The sequence below is a fragment of the Candidatus Chlorohelix allophototropha genome (assembly GCF_030389965.1).
In the GTDB taxonomy this organism is placed as follows: domain Bacteria; phylum Chloroflexota; class Chloroflexia; order Chloroheliales; family Chloroheliaceae; genus Chlorohelix; species Chlorohelix allophototropha.
Genome location: NZ_CP128399.1, coordinates 2,252,657 through 2,274,638 on the forward strand (window position 1 = coordinate 2,252,657; position 21,982 = coordinate 2,274,638).

A 21,982-nucleotide genomic window follows, 5' to 3' on the forward strand; every position below is an offset into this window, starting at 1 on the left:
AACTATTCTTCCACTTCTCGTAAGGAGCGTCCGGTTTTATGCAAAAACACATCGTCTAACGAGGGACGGTGTAGCGAGATCGAAGATAGTGCTAATTGTGCGCCATCCAGTGTGCGCAAAATGTTGGGTAATGCTTGTTCGCCACTTTCCACATATAACCGCAAGCCATTCTCAATCGGCATTACCTCGCGCACAAAGGGTTGCTGTTCCAGCAAGCTATGCGCTTTTTTACGTGCTCCGTTGTGTGCATCCAGACCCAGTACAACCGCATCCCCGGCAATCTCGCGCTTGAGTTCGTTTGGTGTACCGTTCGCTACAATACGTCCTCCATCGATAATTGCTAACCGATCACAAAGTGCATCCGCTTCTTCCAGATAGTGAGTGGTTAGGAACACAGTAGTACCGACTTCCCGCATCTTACGCACTTCATCCCACATTCGCGCTCGGCTCTGTGGGTCAAGTCCGGTAGTTGGTTCATCTAGAAATAAAAGGGCTGGCGTATGTACCATACCCAAGGCAATATCCAGCCGACGCTTCTGCCCGCCCGAATATCCCGAGGCGGGACGATCAGCAAATGCCTCAAGTTCTAAGTCTTTTATCAATAAGGTGGCTCTTTGTTGAGCATCATGTTTGTGCATGCCATAAAGCCGTCCTTGCAATATAAGATTCTCACGCGCAGTTGCTGCCACTTCCACACCACCACTCTGGCTCACATATCCAATGCGTTCTCGTACTTTCTTGGGTTGTTTAAGTAGGTCATAGCCTGCCACTTTTGCACTTCCTGAGGTAGGGTCTAACAAAGTTGCCAATATTCGAAGTGTGGTAGTTTTTCCCGCGCCATTTGGACCAAGAAAACCGAATATTTCACCCTGCTCAACACTCAAATTGACGCCTCGTACCGCCTCAACCGGTCCACGCCGGGATTTGAAAACTTTCCTAAGCTCATGTGTTTCTATAATTGACATTCTTTTACACTCCATTATTAATCTATATATACAAACTTGTATATTCAAGTTATATTAGCCGCAACTTTATTGCAATAGGTCTTTAGACCAGTTATTTAATTTCTAACAAAATAGTGCCTAGAAGTATCAAGGTAATTCGTCTCGTTCCACTTTTCCTATTGCTCTTTCAATCCAACGAATTTCTGTTTCCATATGGTCGGCAGCCAATCGTAGGTTTTCTAAAATATGGCGGGGAGTACCGGGATCAAGCAATTTGTTGGAATTCTCATCACATAACAACTCGACAATTCCGTTTAATGCATTTATCCGATGCTTAAAATATCCGAGAATTTCATCTTTTGGGAGGGCATTTATAAAAGTCAGGGCAACTTGAAAAGGATCAATTACCGGTTTTACGTCCTTCCAATATTCCCTTAACAGTCGATAAAATTCCTCTATACCCTTTTCGGTTATACGATATACGGTGCGCGCAGGGCGGTTATTGATTTGGTCAATCGCAACAACCTCTACCAATCCTTCCTGTGTCATTTTATTGAGCGAAAAGTAGATTGAGCCATATGCGATATTAGCCCATTGTTCGGCATTCCATGTTTCTAGTTCACGTCGCAATTCGTAACCATGTATCGTATCGCGTTGTTTCAAAACACCAAGAATTAAGACTCGGATTGATGACATTGCTATAGTCCTTATTCAAGTTTGAATATTTAATTTTTAGTAGTATAAAAATTTGGTGAAAAGATGTCAATACCACATCTTTCTGCGGCTAATGTCAGAACTGCTGCGAAATATTAAAGTAACATTAATACTCAAAAAAGAGCCTTATTCCAATAATTCTCCAATCTTTTAAATCTATGATATAACCAAGATAGTGAAATAATTATTTATCAATCAAAGGAGTTTTATTACTATTATGATTAGAAATTACCCCGGAATTGCTAAAAATCCTCAAACTGCTAAAAAAGGCTTGAGTATGTTCAAAATGAATTTGATAATGTTCACGGCAGTTTCTATACTGTGCGCTCTGTTGGTTTTCCAGATTGGACTTCAAGTAGGTAATTCAATAGCGCCTTCCAATTATACTGCGGTTGATGCAGTGCAAACCACTTCCTCCTCTGCGGGCGGCCCGCCGGACCCGATAGTAACAGTCGCTCCAGTACAAACTACTGCGGCGGCTCAAAGCGCACCCACTACTGCGGCAGCTACCGCTAAAGCAGCCACACAAACTACTGCGGCGGCTCAAAGCGCACCCACTACTGCGGCTACCGTTAAACCGGTGACTACTGCTAAAGTAATTGTTACCCAAGCTCCCAAGCCTGTCACAAAACACTCATAAAATATAAAGAAAATATATTGCAGGGGCAAACTTGATTGTTTGCCCCTTTGCAACTCGCAAGCAATAAATCGGAGGTAAGCTAGGAATGGGTCATAATAAAATAATACACGAAAATCCTCTTTTCAAAAACCGCAAACGAGTGTTGGTAGTACCCGAAGCGCGCAGAAGTCCTGCTACACGTAATTTCCGGCTTTGGATGTTAAATTTAACCTTAGCAATAATAATACTGTTTGCGTTTGTATTTGGCATTAACGCAGGTACCCAATCCAATATAATGAGTAATTTCATTGGGCAACGCTGGTCAGAACTCATGCAAGAACAATTCAATACACAGGGCGCAGTTCTGGCAGAAAAAACCCCCTGGATAATGGCACGTGTAACCGGCATAGTAGATTATATTTTGGTATTTGCCAGCGTCGCTCTTGGCTTGATGGTTTCGATGCGACTTACAGATCGCTTTATTCATCGCTCTAATCTAACATACGTACATAAAATAATTTCTTTACTGGTTCTAGTATTTACGGTATTGCATGTGGTTGGTCTGATGTTTGACAATTATATGAATATCAGCTTGCTCCAGAGTTTAACGCCATTTTCGACCGAATACCGTCCCATCTGGACTGGCTTAGGTACAATTAGCCTTTATATGATGATTTCATTGGTATTCAGCTTTTATCTGGTTAATAGAATCGGCTTTAAAGCGTGGCGAATTATTCATTACATCAGCTTTGCCGCTTTCGTACTTACGCTGGTTCACGGTATAACAGCCGGAAGCGATACCAATACCCCCTGGATGCAAGCAATATATCTGGCAACCGGCTTTATCGTAGCCACCCTGACAGGTACGCGGTTTATGGCACACCCTAATAAATTACCCGCTCGCAATTAGCTTGTGGGTATGAACACTTCATTAGCTATAGTGTAAAATGCTATAAGGGAGGATAAGTGAAGTGTATATATTAGTTGTTGAAGACGAAGAAAAGCTAGTAAAGCTAATAAAAAGGGTGCTGGAAGAAGAGCGCTATCAGGTAGATACTGCCCTTGATGGCGCGCAAGGTCTTGAAATGGCGCTGATCGGAAGTTACGACCTAATTATCCTCGATGTAATGATGCCGCATGTGACTGGGCTTGAAATATGCAAATCCTTGCGCGATGAAAAAAGCACAGTGCCAATACTAATGTTGACTGCCCTTGATGCTATTCAAGACCGGGTGCAGGGTCTCGATGTTGGCGCAGATGACTATTTAACCAAACCTTTTGCTTTTGATGAATTGCTGGCGCGTATTCGAGCCTTATTGCGACGACGTATTAATCCCGAAGACCCGGTCAACACAATATTGAAGGTAGAAGACCTTGAGCTTGACCTATCAAAGCATGAAGCCAGAAGGCATGGCAAGCATATTGAGTTAACCTCCAAAGAGTTTGCTTTACTGGAATATCTGATGCACAACAAAGGGCAAGTCCTTAGCCGCGATCAGATTATAAATCACGTCTGGGAATATGATTTTGATGCGACTTCAAATGTCGTAGATATATATATACACTACTTGAGAAATAAAATTGACGGGCATTTCTCGCGTAAATTAATTAAAACAGTGCGTGGGCTTGGCTACAGTATCAGAGTGGATTAGGGCTAGTAAGCTTAAATGTTTGAAAAAGCGCGACGGACATTAATTTTTTGGAATATTGGGGTGGCAATATCGCTGATCGCAATAGTAGTATTTACTATGTATATTACGATCTTTTTGAATTTGCAACAAGAAGTCAACGATAATTTACGCTACAATGCCGATAATATAATTCGCTCCATCCGCTATGTGCCGCCCACGCAAGCACAAACAACTCCTCCTACCAGAGAATCTGATGGCGATGATAACCACTCTGCGCCCACCTATAAAGGCGACGACGGTAGGCTGGTTCGCGAGAACAATCGCTTTATCGTCTCGAATGCTTTTTATATTTTAATAGATACTAAAGGGGTTGTTACCGAAAGTTCACTTGTTTACTCCAATACAAACCTACCAGACCTTTCAGTTCTTAAGCCGGTGCTTGAAGGTCAGACTTTATACAAAGACCTCAAGGTTGATGATACTGCGATGCGGATTTATTCTGCGCCGGTGCGCCTAGAAGGTGGACGTATCCTAGGCATGGTACAGGTAGGTGAAAATCTTGAACCGCATAAACAGCAGCTTAATACTATTCTCTTAATAGCTGGTTCTGTATCTTTGGTGGGACTTGCGCTTGCGGTAGCTGCTGCCATGATTCTTACTCGCCGCGCTTTGATACCGGTAAAACTGTCGATGGAGCGTCAGCGTGAATTTGTTGCCGATGCCTCACATGAATTGCGTACCCCTCTTGCCTTAATAAGGGCTAATGCTGAGGTTGCCTTACGTAGTAAAAATAAAAATTCAGAGCAGAATGTCGAACTGCTTGAAGATATACGCAAGGAAACCGATTACTTGAGTAGGTTGGTAACAGATTTATTAACGTTGGCACGCTCTGACATGGAAAAAGCGGAGTTAAAGCCGGAACCGGTTGAGCTGGTTCGCTTGGGGCGTTCGCTTACACGTGAAATGCAGCCCTTAGCAGAGGCTCGCAAACTTGAGCTTGAATTTGATAGTGGCGATAAATCGGAAATTTGGGTTATGGGCGAATCGGTACGTTTGCGTCAATTGTTGCTAATTCTGCTGGATAACGCCATCAAATATACCCCTTCTGGTAGGGTTGATTTATCGGTTACTCTCGATAAAAGTCATCATGCTATTATAAAGGTGACTGATACAGGCGTGGGAATTCCCGAAGATAAAGTGGATAAGATCTTCGAACGTTTCTACAGAGTGGATAAATCCAGAACCCGCCGTGAGGGTGGGTTTGGGCTAGGCTTGTCCATCGCCCGCTGGATAGTACAAATCCATAATGGTTCGATTCATGCAACCTCTAAAGTTGGGCAAGGAAGCGTATTTTCTGTATCTTTGCCAACCCGTATGCCTCATAAAATTTAACCTGCTTTGCGATACCCCTCAGCTACACTTATATGCAATTACCACCCTTAACAAGATTGTGATAAAATAGACGCGGTGTACATTTCTTAGTAATGAAGAGTTGGCGTTGGATATATTAAGCAAAGGAAATTAACTATGGCTAAAGTAGCAATTCACGGATTTGGGCGCATTGGTCGCTCACTTATGAAAGTAGCTCTTCGCGAAAATCTTTTCACTCCGGTTTCTATCTCTGATATTAAAGATCTTCCTACCCTTGCCGCTTTGTTTGAAGTGGACTCAAACTATGGACGCTGGCACGAAGCAGTAGCCACCAAAGGCGATACCCTGTTTGTAGGCGGTCGTGAAATCGCTTTCTTTGACTCAATGAAAGAATTGCCGGATTGGAAGGCATTGGGCGTGGATTTAGTGATTGATTGTACCGGACGCGCTACCACCCGCGCCGGAGCACAAGCTCACCTCGATCGAGGCGCAAAGCGCGTATTGGTTAGCGCACCCAGCAAAACCTTCCAAGATTGCGACGCAGTATTATTGAAGGGTATCAACCTCGACACCTTCGACCCTGAAGCTCATAAAATCGTGAGTATGGCTAGCTGCACTACCAACGCGCTTGCCCCGGTAGTCAAAGTGGTGCTGGAAAACTTCGGCATTAAGTACGGCTTGTTCTCCACCATTCACGCTTACACCAATACTCAATCTCTGACCGATCAGCCAATGAAAGACCGTCGCGATTCATGGGCGGCTGCCGAGAATATTATTCCTTCGTCTTCCGGTGCAGCTCGTGCTCTCCAGTTTATCTGGAAAGACCTGAAAATTACCGGCAAAGCCTATCGCGTGCCTACCCGCACCGGAAGCATCGCCGAACTTAACCTGATTACCGATCGCAACGTAACGGCTCAGGAAGTAAACGACGCTTTCCGCGCTGCCGCTAAGACTGACGCTCTGAAAGGCGTTTTTGGGGTGCTAGAAGACGAATGGGCTTCGTCCCGCATTCTGGGCGACTCACATTCTTCGATTGTTGACCTGCCGCTTACCTCGGTTCAGGAAGGCAATTTGCTTTCGGTAGCAGCTTGGTACGATAACGAGTGGGGTTATTCCTCCCGCCTCGCCGAAACTGCGGCGTTCCTTACCAGCAAGTAATTTAGAGTGAGAGCAGGGGTTTAAACCCCTTGTCTGAAGTAAAAGAATTTGAAATAAAAACCGCCTCCTTCACTTCCGAAGGGGGCGATTTTTTATTGAAACCCTTGAATGTTACACTTGAAGCAGGGGAAGAAGGAAGAATGGAACCTCGCCATTTAGAGCCTCTGTGGAGTATATATATTATAATGGAATAGGCATCAAAGATATATATATGGGCAGAAAAAAGAGGTGAGCATATCTAGTAATAAGCTAAGTGAATTTAAATCCATTCACTCAGCTTGAAAGTCCCTCACAAGAGGCGTTTATATTTTCCGCGATAACGATGGAAATGACACGCCTGAACTGTTACTAAAAATGAAACAAATGTAATTTAATCTGTAATGTAATTAGGTTATAACTGTTTTAGTATTAAGTCTATATTTAGATTTATCAGTGGGGAGGCATACAAATTGGATAGTAAGAGCCAACCCGGTCAATATGGCAAGCATAATTATTCCAGCGCACTTTCCGGTGGTAGTAAGGATGAACCTCTCTATCGAATAGCGCGCACCGCAGCTGAGACGTTGGCTGTGCCGTTTGCCTTTATTACCCGCGATAATCTTACTTTAAGGGCATCCTATTGTAATCCTGTGATTGAAACCTTGCCTGACCTCTTTTATTGTCAGCAGGTAATTAACACTAAAAAGCCCCTATATATAAGTGATACACATAAAGATCAAAGGTTTCCCCAAAATCCGCCACCCACATTTCGGTTTTTTGCGGGTATTCCTCTCTTCAGCCACGATTATAATGTGCTTGGTACTTTATGTTTGATTGACCACAAGCCACGACAGCTAAGTAATGCCAAACGCCAAATGCTGGAAGATCTTGCAGTGTGGGCGGAGAATGAAATTAACCTCCCTAAAATTAAAAAAGCCAGTGCAATGGCACGTGAAAGTGACACCCGTTTCTCTAAGGTGTTCAGAGCTGCACCCATTCCAATTGCGATTAATTTTCTGGAATCTGGAGAATTTATTGAAGCGAATGATAGTTTTCTGAAGCTTACCGGCTATAGTCGCGCCGAATTAATGAAATATTCTATTGTAAAACTGCTGGGTAATTCTTCTAGAGAACATTTAGCTCAACTGAAAAAGTTGATTCTGGACAGTGCTTTTTATAACCATGAAGTAACTTTCAAGAACAAAAATGGCGAGTTACGTGAGGTGGTTCTATCATGCGAAGCGATAGAGATAGACGGTGAACCTAGCTTCTTGACAATGGGTCGTGACATTACCGACGACCGTTTGTCGAGAGAAGCTTTACGACGCAGCGTAGCCACTAATCGGGCTTTGTTCGATGTAATACCCGATTTGATGCTTAGGATTAACCAAGACGGCTTAATTTTAAATTATAAACCGTCAAAAGAATCTCTGCTTCCGGTAACCCTTGAAAACCTAATTGGTCGCACATTGGTTGATATTTTTGAGCCGGGTCTTGCTTCCGTTTATCTTTCAAATGTTCGAGAGGCGTTGAATAATCTGGAAACCCGCGTTTTTGAATATCAACTTTTAATTGATAATAGTATTCGCGATTTTGAGGCGCGCATTGTAGTTAGTGGCGAAAATGAGACTCTGGCAATTTTGCGCGATATTACCGAGAGAAAAACCGTTGAGCGTATGAAGAATGAATTTATTTCAATCGTCAGCCATGAACTACGTACACCGCTTACCTCTATCCGAGGGTCACTGGGCTTACTGGTTGGCGGTGTGGTGGGAGAGTTGCCCGACCAAGCTAAAATGATGCTCGATATTGCGCACAAGAATAGTGAGCGTTTGGTGCGCCTGATTAATGATATTCTCGATATTGAGAAAATCGAGAGTGGCAAATCTAGCTTTAACATGAAACCGCTTGAAATTCAGCTGCTGGTAGAACAAGCGCTAGAAGCAAACCGGGGTTATGGTGAGTTGTATAACGTTAGCTTTAAACTGACAAAGAGCTTACCGGGTGTAATGGTGTATGCCGACCAAGATAGATTAATGCAGGTACTAGCAAATCTGATCTCCAACGCCACCAAATTCTCACCCAAAGATGGTGTAGTTGAAATAGCGCTAACCAGCACGCCACATAGCGTCCGAGTGGATGTAACCGACCATGGCAACGGCATCCCTAAAGAATTCCGAAATCGCATCTTCCAGAAGTTTGCACAAGCAGACTCTTCCGATACCCGCTCAAAAGGCGGAACCGGATTGGGCTTGAGTATTGCAAAAGCTATTGTTGAGAAACTAGGCGGGATTATTAACTTTGAAACCGAAGAAGACAAGGGCACTACTTTCTACTTTGTTATTCCGGTATGGAATGAAACGCCCGTAAACAAAGAACAACCTCAGAAAAATACTGCTGTGCTAATTGTTGAAGACGATGCCGAAATAGGTTTGCTGCTAAGCATTATGCTTAAACAAGCCGGGTTTGAAACGGATATTGCCTACTCAGCGCTGCAAGCTAGGCATTTGCTACAAAGCAAACCTTATTCCGCCATTACACTGGATGTAATGCTACCCGATCAGAATGGGCTTTCCTTGCTGCATGATTTTAAGAGCAGCGAGGCTACCATGAATATCCCAGTGGTTATGGTTTCGGCTAAAACAAAATCAAATCAGGATCCAACCCAAAATGCGACATTACAAATTGTTGACTGGATTGATAAGCCGATTGATCAGGAGAGGTTGGTAGAGGCAGTACAACTTGCCACCAATATTTTTTATGGTCATAAACCTAGTGTGCTACATGTTGAGGATGATGCTGATGTTTCAAGTGTGGTATCTGCCATTCTCAGCAATATTGCCCAAATTACAATTGCGGCAACCTTGAAGCAAGCCCGACGGTTGCTCCGAAATCAGGTATTTGATTTGGTGATACTAGACCTAGATATGCCTGATGGCTCAGGATTGAGCTTGTTACCTTATTTAAGTAAAGCGCCCGATCACAAAATTCCGGTGGTGGTTTTCTCTGTTTCTGATTTAGAAGAAGCGGTGGTAAACAAGGTTGATGCAATTTTAATTAAATCTCGCACCAGCAATGCAGAATTAATAGACACAATTAAAGCAATTATTCGAAGGACTAGGTTCAAACACTTGGAACATAGTGTAAAATAAATAATAATCGCAGCAACTAAATCATTAATGTGGTGAGAGCTTGTTGAAAGGATTATTTGCTTGAATGTCAGAAAAAATGCTAGAAAAAATCTTGTTGGTCGAGGATGAAGTAGATATTCAGGTTATAGCACAAATTGCCCTTGAAAGAATCGGCGGTTTCAAATTAAAAGTCTGTAAATCGGGTAAAGAGGCGCTTCAAGTTATTCCAGATTTTATGCCTGACCTCGTTTTACTGGACGTTATGATGCCCGAAATGGACGGTCCCACCACCTTAAAGCACATGAGAGCTAATCCTCTCATAGCGGGTATTCCTGTAATTTTTATGACCGCAAAGGTTCAACCTCAAGAGATTTCGCAATATACCCAAATAGGCGCAATAGGCGTTATCAGCAAGCCGTTTGACCCTATGATGATTGCCTCCAATATCAAAGACCTTTGGAGGGTGAGTAATGGCGGATGATAGTGAGTTGGAGATTGCGGCAGAATTAAAGTTATTGCGCAAAGCCTATGCCGGAAGATTGCCCAGTCGAATGGATGAAATCACCAATTGTTGGCTTGAGGCGCGTCGCAATAATTGGCGAATGGATTATTTTGAGAACCTCCATATGTTGGCACATAAGCTGGCAGGTTCGGGCGCTACTTATGGTTATAGTCAGATAGGTGATTCGGCTAGAACGCTGGAACAGAAATTAAAAAACCTTTTATCTTCCGGTATAACACCCGATAATTCACAAATTCATGAGCTTGATCGAAATCTACAGAATCTGTATCAGATTATTCAAAATACTTACCGTGCTAGCCAGTTTGACGATACAATACTAAATTCAATTGAAAAGCCTTATCTGAGTTTAGATACCCAATTCAGGACAATTATAATTATTGAACCTGATCCAGATGAAGCTCTAGCGCTTGCTCAACAAATCGGTTATTTCGGCTATGACGTACATATCTTTAAGGATATAGATGAAGCTTCCTTTATGCTAGAGCAAAGCCGCCCCGTAGCTATAATTACCGATATAATATTTGCTGATGATAATTTGTCAGGAACGCAAATGGCGGCACAGGTAATTAAAAATAAAGCTCAGAACTCAAGGCTTATTTTCCTTTCGTCACGCTCGGATATTGCGGCGCGTTTACATGCAGTGCGTGCAGAGGGATATGCCTTTCTAACCAAACCGGTTGATATTACCAGCCTAATTGATCGCCTCGACCAATTGACCGGCACGCGCTACAAGGAACCCTATCGGGTGATGATTATTGATGATGATGCGGAAGTGGCTAGTGCTATCGCGGCAACTCTTAGAAGTGCGCCGAACGACCTTTTTGAAACCCTCATTCTTACCAATCCTTTGAAGGTTCTCGCACCACTTACAGAGTTTAACCCCGATTTGATTTTGCTTGATATGTATATGCCCAGAGCAAAAGGGCAAGAGATTGCTATGATTATCCGACAACTCGATGCCTTTTTAACAGTTCCAATTGTGTTTCTTTCAGGGGAAAGTAGCGAAGAACACGAACTTGAAGCGATTACCTCCGGCGGAGATGATTTCTTAAGCAAGCAAGTTCTGGCTAACCACCTGATTTACTCTATTAAAGCCAGAATCGAGCGTTCCCGTTCTTTACGTTCCATAGTGGTGCGCGATGGTCTGACCGGCTTGCTGAATCACACCAAAACTAAAGAACAGCTTGATATTGAGGTTTCGCGCACCCGCCGCCGTAACGGTAAGCTGTCTATGGCAATGATTGATATTGATCACTTCAAGTTGGTAAATGATACTTATGGGCATCCCACCGGCGACCGAGTTCTGAAAAGCCTTTCTCGTTTATTGCAACAACGGTTACGCCGCACTGATATTATTGGGCGTTTTGGTGGTGAAGAATTCGCAATAATTCTACTTGATACCGATGCGCAAGCCGCCTTCAAAGTAATTAATGAAATTCGTGAGGGTTTTGCTCAGATTCGCCATCAATCTCAAGACCACGAATTCTCGGTTACTTTTAGCTGTGGCATCGCCTCTTTTCCTGAATTCGGAGACGCTTCCAGCCTAAACGATGCGGCTGATAAAGCCTTGTACGAGGCAAAAGATGCCGGACGAAACAGGGTGAATATAGCAGAGCAATATCTTTTCTAAATATAGAACTCGTATGCGCTACCTGCTATCGGTCAAATGCTCGCAAACTTATAATTATCCCACCAACGTGGAATTGACAATCAGGCGATTGTTATAGCTTCGACTAGAGGGGTCAAAATCCCCTGTACAGGTAATCAGGTTCAGATTGGAGGTTATGGACGGACCAAAAACGGATTCGCTTGCGCCGCCATATGCCGAAACACTAGAGACTCCGGTAACTACAAAGGTTTGCCTCTTATCTAGGCTACTTTGTACATAAATCAGATCGCCCGGTGACAGGCTATCCAGATTATAAAATACGACCTTGCCAATATTATACCAATCCCGATGCCCTGCAATAACGGCATTTCCGACTTCACCGGGACGCGCTCCATATTTGTACCAGCCTACATTATTGGGGTTGGAAGGAACATCCATATTTCCGTTCGGTAAAACACCCACATATTCGATAGCCGTATCAATACCGAGTTTAGGTATAATCAAACGGGTGCTAGGCTGGGTATAGGCTGGCGCAATACCATAAGTCGAAGAATATCGCCAATTGTAATAATGTCTACCCACATTGCCCATTTCGACCTGAAAACCGGGCGGGTTGGAAGGGGTATAGGTCAGGGCGCGACGCTCGAACAATTGCACCAGTACATCCTTTTCGACTCCACCCACCCGGGAGCGAGTCCAGTAAGCTTCGGTAATGGGATAGCCAAATGCGAAAACCCAGTTTTCTATGGTTTGAGAGCGCAAGTTTCGGTCAATCATCACCGGACCGTTCAGGTTCATAAAACTCCATAACACCCCCGGAATGTTATGTCCTAGTGTAGGTTCGTAGTAAGCAACGGCAGTTTCAGGATATTGGGTTATAAGGCTGTAGTCGGTGCTGACTACGCCATCTTTAGCGAGTATGGAAGTTATCGGCTTGCTACTTTGTGCAACGCGATTATCCATTGCAAGGCTGGCAAGGTCTTTAAAACTGGCGTAGGTAGGGCTGTCGGCGTTATACTCGGCAGGATCACCACTGACCGGAATATTGGCAGGAGAGTTTCTATAACTTTCTTCGGGGTTATCGCCCGTCTGCATTATACCGGATACCATTTCACGCACCAACAAACCATTGGTGACATACCATTTGCTATTGCGGTCACTGGCAGGTTGGGTTATTTCCATGCGACTCTTATCCCAATATTGCACGCGCCTGACCCCGTTTGGCGATTGGGCATAGACTTCACTGGTTACCGCAAAAGGCGCAGGTCCCCAGTACCATGAGCGAGAAGTAGCCCCTAATCCCACGGGCCAGTCGGTTCGCTCCCATACTTTCAAATAGTACCAGTCATCGTTTATGGCAAGTTCGGCTTTTGCCGGAGTAGGGATTAGCAGCAAAAGAGCGAGGATTTGCACGCTCAATATCATGAAGATAAATCGTTTAAAATGGAAATTCATAACAACTGTACTTAATCTCACTTCTTTATTATATTAATGCTAATTCTCAGGGTTTAAACCCCATTTTATGATAGTAGCCCCCCAACTAAAACCACCACCAAAACCTGCAACTGCCAGATACATTCCCTGTTTGAGCCTGCCTTCCTGCATAGCATCGTAGAGCGCAAGCGGAATTGAGGCAGAACTGGTATTGCCATACCGCTCTAGGTTCTGATAAGAAATGCCATCCGGCAACTCAAGGCGTTTTTGTACCGCATCTATTATACGGCTATTTGCTTGATGAGCAATCATTAGATTCAAATCACTCAACTGTAAATCAGAGTGTTTCAGGGCTTCAAGCGTAGTATCCGCCATCGCCCGCACTGCTGCTTTAAACACTTCCGCTCCGTTCATACGCAAAAAGTGGAGTTTGTCGCGGACAGTGTTTTCGGTGGTCGGGTAGCGGCTACCACCTGCCGGAATAATTAAGCAATCGGCTTTAGAGCCGTCACTTTTCAGCGCAACTTCCAGAATAGCGCCTGCTTTTTCATCGAAGCTAGCTTGCACTATTGCTGCGCCTGCCCCATCGCCGAAAAGAACACAGGTGCTGCGATCTTCCCAATCTACCACACGAGACATAGTTTCTGAGCCGATAACCAGCACTACCCTAGCCATTCCGCTGTGGATGAAAGCACGCGCCACGCCTAACGCATACACAAAACCGGCACAAGCGGCTTCAAGATCGAAAGCGCCCGCTTTGGTGGCGCCTAGCGCAGCTTGTACCAACGAAGCGGTACTGGGGAAGGGGTGTTCAGGAATGAGGGTGGCGCAAATAACTAGGTCTATTTCTTCTGGGCGAAGTTTTGCCATTTTTAGCGCATTTTTGCCGGCTTCATACGCCATTGTGAAAGTGGTTTCATGGCTCTCAGCAATGCGCCGCTGACTAATTCCGGTGCGTTGCTTAATCCATTCATCGCTAGTATCGACCATTTTTTCAAGATCATGATTGGAAAGAATTTTCGCAGGTAAATATATTCCTAGCCCGGTAATCGCAGCTGCGGGATGCCCCTTGTTCAAGCTGATTATCCTCCAGAACGAACATTATAGGTGGAGATAGCTATAAACCGATTAACCACGCTGTTAATATACTTTGGAATTAGGCTATTATACGTTCTGGGGGGTGTACTTACAAGGCATTTTCACGTATTGAGCAAAACCTCGACAGTTGCATGGTCGCGCAGGGTTTTAATATAAGCGCTAAAAGCCTCTTGGCGGCGCTGCTCTAATAAATCGAGAGGAAGTTGCCGTACTTCCCGCCCTTCTACTTTGATAATATGCCAACCAAGTGAGGTTTTGATTGGTCCGCTAAAAGTTCCAATTTTAAGGGAAAACGCGGCTTGCTCGAAGGACGGTTCGGTTTGCCCTTTGAAAACCCAATCTAGGTCTCCGCCCTTTTTGGCGCTGGCGACATCAAGGGAAAACTGGGTTGCCAGTGCGGCAAAATCTGCGCCCTGTTGCAAACGCACAAAAATATCCTTAGCCTCTTTTTCAGTGCCTAGCAAGATATGGCGAACTTTTACCTGTTCTTCTTTATCCTGAACGGTGGCGTGCTGTTCTAGCATTTTACTGAAAAGCAAACCCTGTTCAAGGGCGCGGCGGTTATCGGTATCGCTCATAAAGCGGCGAGATAGCCAGATTTTGTAGGTATCCTCACCACCAATTTGCTGCTTGAAATTTTCAAGTTGGTTGGTAACATCTTGGGCAGAAACGGTCACATTTTCTTTGCGCGCTTCACTTTCAATCACGGCGTAGTTAATTAATCCCTGCAATACCTGATCGCGTAATTCTTTCAAGCGTGTTTTATTGGTTTCGGTGTTCCAATCAATTGTGCCACCATTTTGTTCCTCGCTGGTTACACGGGTCTGGTCTAACGCTTGGTTAAACTCGTTCGCGCTGATTTCTGTCCCGTTCACCTTTGCAACGGCACCAGTAGCATAACCGATTCTAGGGTTTGAGGAGGGAGTGGGAAATGGTAACAAACCACCACCGCTAGGGGTAATTTGCGGAGTCGCGGCGGCTTCATCGCCACAGGCTGTCAATAGCAGCAATAGAATAATTAAAGACAATAGTTTTTTCATGCGCCTTATTTTAGCACAGATGCTTATTGTTGTTGAGCTTGAAGAATAAATAAAGGTCTCTCATATTTTGATAGTCCCACCGAATTTAGTTAAGCCTAATCAGCATATAAAGAAAATCCCCTACAATTTATTAGCAAAATTGTCTTAATATACACTTATATTTACCAGAACTTTTACATATCTGAAGTATTCTAAATGCGGTGAGATTGTGATATTTATAACAAACATTCATATGTGAAAGGCTACTTCTGTGACAAAACTCACACGGGGCAAACCCAAACTGGCAGTTTGGAAATTTACCTCCTGCGATGGTTGCCAGCTTACATTACTTAATCATGAAGATGAACTACTTAAATTACTGGGCGATGCCGACTTGGCTTATTTCCCCGAAGCTACCAGTTCTCACTTGAAAGGTCCCTATCAGCTATCGCTGGTGGAAGGCTCAATTTCAACTGCTCACGAAGCTGAAAAAATACAAGAGGTTCGCGCTGCCTCCAAATATTTGGTGACTATGGGTGCTTGCGCAATGGCTGGTGGTTTGCAGGCTCTTCGAAACTTTAAGGATGCTGGTGAATTTACGAGTGTGGTTTACCCAATGCCAGACTACGTTGAAACCCTACATAAATCTACTCCTATATCAGAGCATGTAACGGTGGATTATGAGGCGCGGGGTTGCCCGGTCAATACCGATACATTAATTCAGGTTGTCAGAGCTTTCCTATTCGGCGAACCCTTGCCTGAAACAAATAATCGCAGCGTGTGTGTGGACTGTAAAAAACTTGGGTTATCATGCATAATGCTGGATCAAGGTATTACATGTATGGGTCCCCTTACTCAATCAGGCTGTGGCGCGTTATGCCCTTCCTTTAACCGCGCTTGCGCTGGTTGCTACGGTCCCCGCAAATTTGCCCACCCGGAAGCCTTAGAACGACACTGGCGGCAATTGGGTATTCCCGAAGGTGAAATTGCGCGCGCCTTTAGAGGAATACATTCCTACTCAGAAACGTACCGGAATCATACTCTAAAAGAGGAGGCGAAGGTCGGTGAATCAAACTAGAACTATTAAGGTTGAAAATATAGCGCGAATTGAGGGTGAAGGTAAGCTGCTGATTAAAGTGAGGCATGGCGAAGTGGAAGCGGTTCATTTGGATATATTTGAACCGCCGCGCTTTTTTGAAGCATTCCTGAAGGGTCGGCACTATAAAGAAGTGCCGGATATGGTTTCGCGAATCTGCGGTATTTGCCCGGTTGCACATCAGATGAGTTCGATACACGCGCTTGAGCAAATTCTGGGAGTAACTATTGACCCGCAAGTAAGGGCGTTACGCCGGGTATTATATTTGGGCGAATGGCTCGAAAGCCACGCCCTTCATGTGCATATGCTGCATGCGCCCGATTTTGTAGGTACTACCGACGTAATTCAGATGACCAAAACCTACCCTGAAGAAGTACAGCGCGGTATCAAGCTGAAAAAACTCGGTCATGAAATTATGACTGTGCTTGGTGGCAGGGCTGTTCACCCTATTAACGTGAGAGTAGGCGGTTTTTACAAGAGTCCTAAAAAGGCTGATCTGGCAGACCTTATTGAACGGCTGAAATGGGGTAGAGAAGCCGCGCTGGATACAATACGTTGGGTTTCGACCTTGCCTTTCCCTGAATATGAGCAGGACTACGAATTTGTATCGTTGCGACATCCTGACGAATATCCGGTAAATGAAGGCAGACTAATTTCCAGTCGAGGCTTGGACATCCCGGTGAGCGATTACGAAAAGCATTTTGTGGAAGAGCAGGTTGCCAATTCTAATGCGCTACATTCGAGAGTTAAAGAGCGGGGTGCCTATCTAGTTGGACCGCTGGCACGCTTTAACCTTAACTTTGATAAACTTGCCCCAATAGCGCAGCAAGCCGCACAGGAAGCTGGTTTGAACGGAACTTGCAATAATCCCTTCAAAAGTATTATTGTACGCAGTATTGAATCGTTACACATCTGTGAGGAGTCGCTTAGTTTGCTGGGAAATTACGAAGAACCTGACAAAGCAGCGGTTGCTACCGAACCTCGCGCGGGCAAGGGTTATAGTTGTACCGAAGCGCCCCGTGGTTTGTTGTATCATTACTACGAGTTGGACGAGCAGGGGTTGGTAAAAGAAGCGCAGATTATTCCACCTACCGCCCAAAATCAGAATAAAATTGAAGAAGATTTGTTTCGCTTTGTAAGTGATAATCTTGAGATGCCCAAGGCTCAAATGACAGCCAAGTGTGAGCAAACCATTCGGAATTACGACCCTTGCCTGTCGTGTGCCACTCACTTTCTCAAGCTTGAGTTCGATGAGGAATAAACTTTGGTAACTGATAGTGTTATAAAATTGCCCATCCTAATTATAGGGGTGGGCAATTATTACAGAGGAGATGATTCAGCCGGGCTACTTCTGGCGCAAACTTTGGCAAGTAAAAATGTGCCGGGGGTTCAGGTAGAAGAATTTGATAGTGATGGTTCAGGCTTGCTCAGTTTGTGGGAAGATGTTGACGGTGTGATTGTCATTGATGCCGTATCTTCCGGTAACAAAGTAGGTCGAATCTATCGCTTTGAGCCACTTGCCAAGCCTTTGCCTTCCAGTTTTTTTAGCACTTCAACCCACAATTTTGGAGTAGCGGAAGCCATAGAATTGGCACGCGCTTTAGATTGCCTTCCATCCCGTTTAGTAGTGTTCGGAGTTGAAGGCACAAACTTCAAAATGGGCGACCCGCTCTCTCCAGAGGTTGAAGCTGCACTTCCTACTTTGCTACAGCAAATTCTAGATGAGGTAGATAAACTTAAGCTATCTTAATACCACCTGTTGCTATTTCACAAAAAGCCGTTGAATGGGTAAGGTATTTTAGCGGGATAAAACCAAAGTATCAGCAAATCATCTATAATAAGCTGTGAAAGTATCTGAGTATCTCAAAGGGAATTTGTATGTAAAGGTATAATGGAGCTTAACAGGCACATTGATTATTTTAGCTTCACAATCTGACTATCAAATACCCTGATAAACTTGAATTTTTACGAGAGTATGTTAATAATTTTGCAGTCTATTTTTTTACCAATCGTTGTTTATATTCCGCTTGTTACTGTGGAGGTTCAGTAATGGTAACCGCTCAACAGGCATATAACTATGTGTTGCAGCAAGAACGCCTGGGCAACTACCAGTCTGCTTATGAGACTCTTGTAGATTTACAGCATAACTATCCTAATTATTTGGATGTTCCGGTACGGCTCTACCAACTACAACAACGGGGGCTCACCTATACCGGGATGCAAAGCTTTTTCTATCAAAAGCCATTTGAATATAATAAGAATTCCGCGAAAAAAGGTTCTAGCAAAAGCAAACCATGGTTAGTAGTGGGTTTGGTGGTTTCAACCCTTGTGCTTATTGCGGCTGTGGTCGCGATTGTGTTAGTAGTAACGGGTAAAAAGGCAGATGACTCTACCAAGACTGCTAGCGCTGCCTCGGCTACTCCTGCGCCAAATGTAGAAAAAACCGGGATTATTCTACCTCCCAGAACGACTACGGTTACCACTACTCGGCAAACTACCGCCAGCACTACTGTGGCTGTTACAACGCCTGAGCCTACTACTAATGTTGCGCCTGATACAACTGCCAGCGATACAACTGATACTGTCGCTACCGCTACGCCAGAACCCACTTCTACACCTGAGCCGACTCCGAGCGCAACTCAAGACCCCGATGAGCTAAATAACCTCGATCGCATATTTGGTAATTTACCTAAAGGCGCAAATGCTATAGTAATATTGCCTACCGGGGATTTTGTAGCAGTAAACGAGAATGTCAAGATTCCGGCTGCCAGTCTTATCAAATTGTGGATTGCCGCCACAGTGCTCGATGAAGCGGAGAAGGGCAACATTAGCCTATCGGATACCTACGTTCTGAAAAAAGACGCCCAAGTATCCGGCACGGGGATAATGAATCAACTCGCTTTGGTTGGTACTAAGTTCACCTACGAAGATATACTGTATAACATGCTCGTCCATAGCGATAATACGGCGGCTAATCTCCTGATTGATAAACTGGGTGGATTCCAAAAAGTTAACGACTATTCCAAAAATAACGGTTACAAAGACACCCTTTTGCAACGCAAACTGGGACTTCCCGATGCTAATCACGAAAATTATACTTCGGCACAAGACCTTGGACAGTTTCTCTATGATCTAGTAGATGGTTATGTGGTTAGTGAAAAAGCTTCGGCTCAACTAATGCAAATTTTAAAGGCGCGGGCTACCAGCGGAGATAACAATGAAGACCATGCCCTTAATATGTTCGCTACAGACTTACCCAAAGGTGTAAACTATGGACATTTGAGTGGGCAAAACACCAATTTTCGAGGGGAAAGCGGCTTTTTCTTTAAAACAAATGGAAAGCCGGTTGTAGTCGTAGTTATAATCATCGGGAACGAATTGCAGGCTGAACAAGCAATAAACCGTTTCATTGGGGAAGCCTGGGTGGTTACATCAGGACGACCATAAATTTAGTTTACGCTCAAGTTTGTACTATAGCAGGCTAAAAACAAGCGGCAAAAACCAGCCTGTCGAGTACAGACTTGGGAATTAAATAAACATTCGGACTGGAAGCTTATATAAAAGTTTTGGAGAAAGTAGAGCTTAGACCCTAAGTTACAAGTTAAGGTAGTAAGGGAATGTCAAAACAAACGAGGACTCTTGGAAGGTCGTTTGACAATCCCTAATGTCATTTTGCGCTAGATATAAGGCTCAGAGTTTCTCCCCGCTTTAAAGTTTGACTGTAATGGTACAACCTTCGATAGACCATTTCTACCGAAATGGTCTAAATGGTTGCTTCAATTCTTCCGCTACGGTGTCAGTCAAATCCATTAAGACGCTGCCGGTTAAACAACGCTGTTCCAATACATTCGTCAGATAAATGTACCACTTTCCTTCATAAACTACTTCCACCAACCGCAGGATTTTGCTCATTGCTCGCTTCTTTGAAGCCTACCCGCACTAATTGCTCCACCACCCGGTAGTTCATATTGCTTTTGACCCATGTTACAAAATATTGGTGCCCCGGGGTCATTTTACGCTTTCGCCGCTTGCTATTAACTTGGTAATGTACAAATTGGGTAAATTCGAGTTTAAATACCCCGATATAATCAAGGTTACCTACTCAATTGTCATGCTGCTTTATGTTTATAAACTCGCATTGCGAAACCATACGCAACAACTAGAATACCTAAGCACCATGCAAGAGCGACCCATATATTATTGCCCACTGGCTGGTCTGACAATAACGCGCGGAGAGCTTCTACTATCGAAGTTACCGGTTGGTTTTCAGCAAAGGCGCGAACGACCGACGGCATAGTTTTGGTGGGTACGAACGCCGAACTGATAAATGGAAGGTAGATAAGCGGGTAGGAAAAAGCGCCTACACCGTCCACCGATTTTGCAGACAGTCCGGCAATCGCCGCAATCCAGGTCAAAGCCAGCGTAAACAACGTTAGTATCCCGGCGATGGCAAGCCATGAGAGTACCCCCGCCGACGAGCGGAAGCCCATAATGAGCGCTACGAGAATGATTACGACAACCGAAATCGCATTGGATACCAGCGAGGTCAGCACATGCCCCCACAACACAGCCGAACGCGCAATCGGCATGGAATGGAACCGTTCGAAGAGGCCTCTTTGCATATCAATAAATAAGCGGTAAGCCGTATAAGATATGCCACTTGCAATCGCAATCAGCAGGATACCGGGCAGCAGGTAATTCACATAGTTGTCCGTGCCGCTTTGAATCGCACCACCGAACACATAGACGAACAGAAGCATAAACGCAATCGGCATAATGGTGACCGTGATGATGGTGTCCATGCTGCGAAGAATATGGCGCATGGAACGCCCAAGCATAACGCCTATATCGCTGAAAAAGTGCTTCTTTATTATTTCCATATACTTTCCCTCTTTTTTAACCGATGATGGCGAGGAATATCTCCTCCAATGTCGGCTGTTTTTCAACATACTCCACCTTTGCAGGCGGAAACAGACTTTTAAGCTCAGCGAGCGTGCCGTTGGCAATAATCTTACCCTTATGCAGAATAGCAATTCGGTCGGCAAGTTGTTCAGCCTCCTCCAAATACTGGGTGGTCAGGAATACCGTCGTGCCATTGTCTGAAAGCTCTTTGACAATCTTCCAAACCTCAAGGCGCGCCTCTGGGTCAAGCCCAGTAGTCGGCTCATCGAGGAAAATAAGCGGCGGTTTTCCTACAAGACTCATGGTGATGTCGAGCCGGCGGCGCATACCACCCGAATAAGTGGACACCCTCCGCTCGGCGATGGCGGTTAAGCCGAGGCGTTTCAGCAGTTCGTCCGCAATCTGACGAGGCTGATTAAGGTGCCGCAGCTTGGCAATCATGATAAGATTTTCCCGTCCGGTCAAAATCTCGTCAACGGCGGCAAATTGCCCTGTCAGGCTAATCGACTGCCGCACATTGTCTGCCTTTGACACAACATCGAATCCGTTTACGATAGCAGTACCGCTGTCCGGTTTCAGCAGTGTGGTAAGGATTTTGATAATCGTGGTCTTGCCTGCGCCGTTGGAGCCGAGTAGGGCGAAAATAGTGCCAGCTTTTACTTGAAAATTAACTCCTGTCAACACAGATACGTTTTTATAGGATTTTTTCAACCCTTGCACCGAGATGGCGCTTCCATTTTGTGACATATTCATT

20 protein-coding genes are annotated in these 21,982 nt (G+C 44.5%); 12 read left to right on the plus strand and 8 right to left on the minus strand.

Annotated features, from left to right (window positions below; genetic code table 11):
* Positions 1-2 precede the first annotated feature (2 nt).
* Together OZ401_RS09915 and OZ401_RS09920 are read right to left on the minus strand one after the other, a co-directional pair.
* On the minus strand, positions 3-959 hold the full coding sequence (locus OZ401_RS09915) for an ATP-binding cassette domain-containing protein (protein WP_341469873.1): 957 nt from the start codon (positions 957-959) through the stop codon (positions 3-5).
* Between the two features lie 132 nt (positions 960-1,091).
* Positions 1,092-1,640, minus strand: a complete 549-nt coding sequence (locus OZ401_RS09920; RefSeq protein WP_341468069.1) for a PadR family transcriptional regulator — start codon at positions 1,638-1,640, stop codon at positions 1,092-1,094.
* 235 nt (positions 1,641-1,875) lie between these two features.
* Between OZ401_RS09920 and OZ401_RS09925 the strand changes: the two genes are divergently transcribed.
* From OZ401_RS09925 to OZ401_RS09960, 8 genes are all read left to right on the plus strand, one after another.
* On the plus strand, positions 1,876-2,298 hold the full coding sequence (locus tag OZ401_RS09925; protein ID WP_341468070.1) for a hypothetical protein: 423 nt from the start codon (positions 1,876-1,878) through the stop codon (positions 2,296-2,298).
* An 85-nt stretch (positions 2,299-2,383) separates the two neighbouring features.
* Complete coding sequence (locus tag OZ401_RS09930) at positions 2,384-3,187, plus strand: ferric reductase-like transmembrane domain-containing protein (RefSeq protein WP_341468071.1); 804 nt, start codon at positions 2,384-2,386, stop codon at positions 3,185-3,187.
* 61 nt (positions 3,188-3,248) lie between these two features.
* Entirely contained in the window at positions 3,249-3,929 is a 681-nt protein-coding gene (locus OZ401_RS09935; protein ID WP_341468072.1) for a response regulator transcription factor, read from the plus strand.
* 60 nt (positions 3,930-3,989) lie between these two features.
* Positions 3,990-5,300: a sensor histidine kinase gene (locus OZ401_RS09940; RefSeq protein WP_341468073.1), complete on the plus strand. Its 1,311-nt coding sequence runs from the start codon at positions 3,990-3,992 to the stop codon at positions 5,298-5,300.
* 135 nt (positions 5,301-5,435) lie between these two features.
* Positions 5,436-6,437 carry a type I glyceraldehyde-3-phosphate dehydrogenase gene (locus tag OZ401_RS09945; protein ID WP_341468074.1) on the plus strand — a complete coding sequence of 334 codons (1,002 nt, stop codon included), beginning with the start codon at positions 5,436-5,438 and terminating at the stop codon, positions 6,435-6,437.
* Between the two features lie 449 nt (positions 6,438-6,886).
* Positions 6,887-9,568 carry a response regulator gene (locus tag OZ401_RS09950; protein ID WP_341468075.1) on the plus strand — a complete coding sequence of 894 codons (2,682 nt, stop codon included), beginning with the start codon at positions 6,887-6,889 and terminating at the stop codon, positions 9,566-9,568.
* Positions 9,569-9,632: 64 nt separating this feature from the next.
* Positions 9,633-10,028: a response regulator gene (locus OZ401_RS09955; RefSeq protein ID WP_341468076.1), complete on the plus strand. Its 396-nt coding sequence runs from the start codon at positions 9,633-9,635 to the stop codon at positions 10,026-10,028.
* Positions 10,018-11,700, plus strand: a complete 1,683-nt coding sequence (locus tag OZ401_RS09960; RefSeq protein WP_341468077.1) for a GGDEF domain-containing response regulator — start codon at positions 10,018-10,020, stop codon at positions 11,698-11,700. The genes OZ401_RS09955 and OZ401_RS09960 overlap by 11 nt, the downstream gene beginning before the upstream one ends.
* A gap of 54 nt (positions 11,701-11,754) precedes the next feature.
* Here the strand turns inward: OZ401_RS09960 and OZ401_RS09965 are convergent, their stop codons facing one another.
* The 3 genes from OZ401_RS09965 to OZ401_RS09975 form a co-directional block, all read right to left on the minus strand.
* A complete protein-coding gene (locus OZ401_RS09965) occupies positions 11,755-13,134 on the minus strand; it encodes a class F sortase (protein ID WP_341468078.1) in 1,380 nt (459 codons plus the stop codon).
* Between the two features lie 39 nt (positions 13,135-13,173).
* Positions 13,174-14,190: a beta-ketoacyl-ACP synthase III gene (locus OZ401_RS09970; protein ID WP_341468079.1), complete on the minus strand. Its 1,017-nt coding sequence runs from the start codon at positions 14,188-14,190 to the stop codon at positions 13,174-13,176.
* Positions 14,191-14,312: 122 nt separating this feature from the next.
* A complete protein-coding gene (locus OZ401_RS09975) occupies positions 14,313-15,239 on the minus strand; it encodes a peptidylprolyl isomerase (protein ID WP_341468080.1) in 927 nt (308 codons plus the stop codon).
* A gap of 262 nt (positions 15,240-15,501) precedes the next feature.
* On the opposite strand from OZ401_RS09975, the gene OZ401_RS09980 reads away from it, so the two are divergent.
* The 4 genes from OZ401_RS09980 to OZ401_RS09995 all read left to right on the plus strand — a co-directional run bounded on the left by OZ401_RS09980 (position 15,502) and on the right by OZ401_RS09995 (position 19,773).
* Positions 15,502-16,308, plus strand: coding sequence for an NADH-quinone oxidoreductase subunit B family protein (locus tag OZ401_RS09980; RefSeq protein ID WP_341468081.1), 807 nt, complete (start codon positions 15,502-15,504; stop codon positions 16,306-16,308).
* Entirely contained in the window at positions 16,295-17,587 is a 1,293-nt protein-coding gene (locus tag OZ401_RS09985) for a Ni/Fe hydrogenase subunit alpha (RefSeq protein WP_341468082.1), read from the plus strand. The genes OZ401_RS09980 and OZ401_RS09985 overlap by 14 nt, the downstream gene beginning before the upstream one ends.
* A gap of 3 nt (positions 17,588-17,590) precedes the next feature.
* Positions 17,591-18,076, plus strand: a complete 486-nt coding sequence (locus tag OZ401_RS09990) for a hydrogenase maturation protease (RefSeq protein WP_341468083.1) — start codon at positions 17,591-17,593, stop codon at positions 18,074-18,076.
* A 299-nt stretch (positions 18,077-18,375) separates the two neighbouring features.
* A complete protein-coding gene (locus OZ401_RS09995) occupies positions 18,376-19,773 on the plus strand; it encodes a serine hydrolase (protein WP_341468084.1) in 1,398 nt (465 codons plus the stop codon).
* A gap of 303 nt (positions 19,774-20,076) precedes the next feature.
* Here the strand turns inward: OZ401_RS09995 and OZ401_RS10000 are convergent, their stop codons facing one another.
* From OZ401_RS10000 to OZ401_RS10010, 3 genes are all read right to left on the minus strand, one after another.
* Positions 20,077-20,238: a hypothetical protein gene (locus tag OZ401_RS10000; protein ID WP_341468086.1), complete on the minus strand. Its 162-nt coding sequence runs from the start codon at positions 20,236-20,238 to the stop codon at positions 20,077-20,079.
* A 197-nt stretch (positions 20,239-20,435) separates the two neighbouring features.
* Positions 20,436-21,206, minus strand: coding sequence for an ABC transporter permease (locus OZ401_RS10005; RefSeq protein ID WP_341468087.1), 771 nt, complete (start codon positions 21,204-21,206; stop codon positions 20,436-20,438).
* 16 nt (positions 21,207-21,222) lie between these two features.
* On the minus strand, positions 21,223-21,975 hold the full coding sequence (locus OZ401_RS10010; RefSeq protein WP_341468088.1) for an ABC transporter ATP-binding protein: 753 nt from the start codon (positions 21,973-21,975) through the stop codon (positions 21,223-21,225).
* Between the last annotated feature and the right edge of the window lie 7 nt (positions 21,976-21,982).

Coding starts and splice junctions, on each gene's coding strand:
- OZ401_RS09925 (WP_341468070.1), top strand. CDS start 1,876: ATGATTAGAAATTACCCCGGAATTGCTAAAAATCCTCAAACTGCTAAA.
- OZ401_RS09945 (WP_341468074.1), top strand. CDS start 5,436: ATGGCTAAAGTAGCAATTCACGGATTTGGGCGCATTGGTCGCTCACTT.
- OZ401_RS09995 (WP_341468084.1), top strand. CDS start 18,376: ATGGTAACCGCTCAACAGGCATATAACTATGTGTTGCAGCAAGAACGC.
- OZ401_RS10000 (WP_341468086.1), bottom strand. CDS start 20,238: ATGAGCAAAATCCTGCGGTTGGTGGAAGTAGTTTATGAAGGAAAGTGG.
- OZ401_RS09960 (WP_341468077.1), top strand. CDS start 10,018: ATGGCGGATGATAGTGAGTTGGAGATTGCGGCAGAATTAAAGTTATTG.
- OZ401_RS09930 (WP_341468071.1), top strand. CDS start 2,384: ATGGGTCATAATAAAATAATACACGAAAATCCTCTTTTCAAAAACCGC.
- OZ401_RS09965 (WP_341468078.1), bottom strand. CDS start 13,134: ATGAATTTCCATTTTAAACGATTTATCTTCATGATATTGAGCGTGCAA.
- OZ401_RS09955 (WP_341468076.1), top strand. CDS start 9,633: ATGTCAGAAAAAATGCTAGAAAAAATCTTGTTGGTCGAGGATGAAGTA.
- OZ401_RS10005 (WP_341468087.1), bottom strand. CDS start 21,206: ATGGAAATAATAAAGAAGCACTTTTTCAGCGATATAGGCGTTATGCTT.
- OZ401_RS09920 (WP_341468069.1), bottom strand. CDS start 1,640: ATGTCATCAATCCGAGTCTTAATTCTTGGTGTTTTGAAACAACGCGAT.
- OZ401_RS10010 (WP_341468088.1), bottom strand. CDS start 21,975: ATGTCACAAAATGGAAGCGCCATCTCGGTGCAAGGGTTGAAAAAATCC.